The 897-nt window shown below is 64.0% G+C and carries 2 protein-coding genes; one reads left to right on the top strand and one right to left on the bottom strand.

Going from position 1 to position 897, the window contains the following annotated elements:
• A partial coding sequence (locus ABGB17_RS38815) for an ABC transporter substrate-binding protein (protein WP_347639398.1) occupies window positions 1-791 on the bottom strand: 791 nt, incomplete at its 3' end.
• Here ABGB17_RS38815 and ABGB17_RS38810 point away from each other — a divergent pair.
• Window positions 697-897 (top strand): hypothetical protein (locus tag ABGB17_RS38810; protein WP_347639400.1); only part of this gene is annotated, 201 nt, incomplete at its 3' end. The two genes, ABGB17_RS38815 and ABGB17_RS38810, sit on opposite strands and share 95 nt — an antisense overlap.

Here is an 897-nt window from a genome sequence, read left to right as displayed (position 1 = left end):
AGGGCTTCCTTGGCCTGCTCCTGGGTGAAGGTGGTCTCCTCGGTGACGACCCGGGTGGGCACGGTCTCGCCGGCGACGACCTTCTTGGCCAGGTCCATCAGTTGCGGGCCGAGCAGCGGGCTGCACTCCACGATGTAGTTGATCTTGCCGTCGGCCAGGGCCTGCATGCCGTCCTTGACCGCGTCGATCGTGATGATCGTGATGTCCTTGCCCGGGACCTTCCCCGCGCCCTCGATCGCCTCGATCGCACCAAGACCCATGTCATCGTTGTGCGCGAACAGCACATCGATGTCCGGCGTCGACTTCAAGAACGCCTCCATGACCTCCTTGCCCTTGGCCCGCGTGAAGTCCCCCGTCTGCGACGCCACGATCTTGAACTTCGGATCGGCGGCGATCACCTCACCGAACCCCGCCTTACGGTCATTGGCCGGCGCCGAACCCGTGGTCCCCTGCAACTCCACGATGTTCACCGGATCCTTGGCATCCTTGAACTGATCCACCAGCCACTGACCCGCCTTCTTGCCCTCCTCCACGAAATCCGACCCAAGGAAGGTCTTGTACAGACTGGTGTCCGGCGAATCCACCGCACGGTCGGTCAGAATCACCGGGATCTTGGCGTTCTGCGCCTCCTTCAACACCGTGTCCCAGCCCGACTCCACCACCGGCGAGAACGCGATCACATCCACCTTCTGCTGGATGAACGACCGGATCGCCTTGATCTGGTTCTCCTGCTTCTGCTGCGCGTCGGAGAACTTCAGCTCGATCCCCGCCGCCTTCGCCGACTCCTGCACCGACTTGGTGTTCGCGGTACGCCACCCGCTCTCCGCACCCACCTGGGAGAACCCCATCGTGATCGTGCCGTCACCGGACGCCGCACCACCGGCGCTCGCACCGGTG

The sequence above is a fragment of the Sphaerisporangium sp. B11E5 genome (assembly GCF_039871875.1).
GTDB lineage: Bacteria > Actinomycetota > Actinomycetes > Streptosporangiales > Streptosporangiaceae > Sphaerisporangium.
The sequence above is the reverse complement of the archived record's forward strand: the minus strand, read 5'-3'. Positions and strand labels throughout refer to the sequence as shown.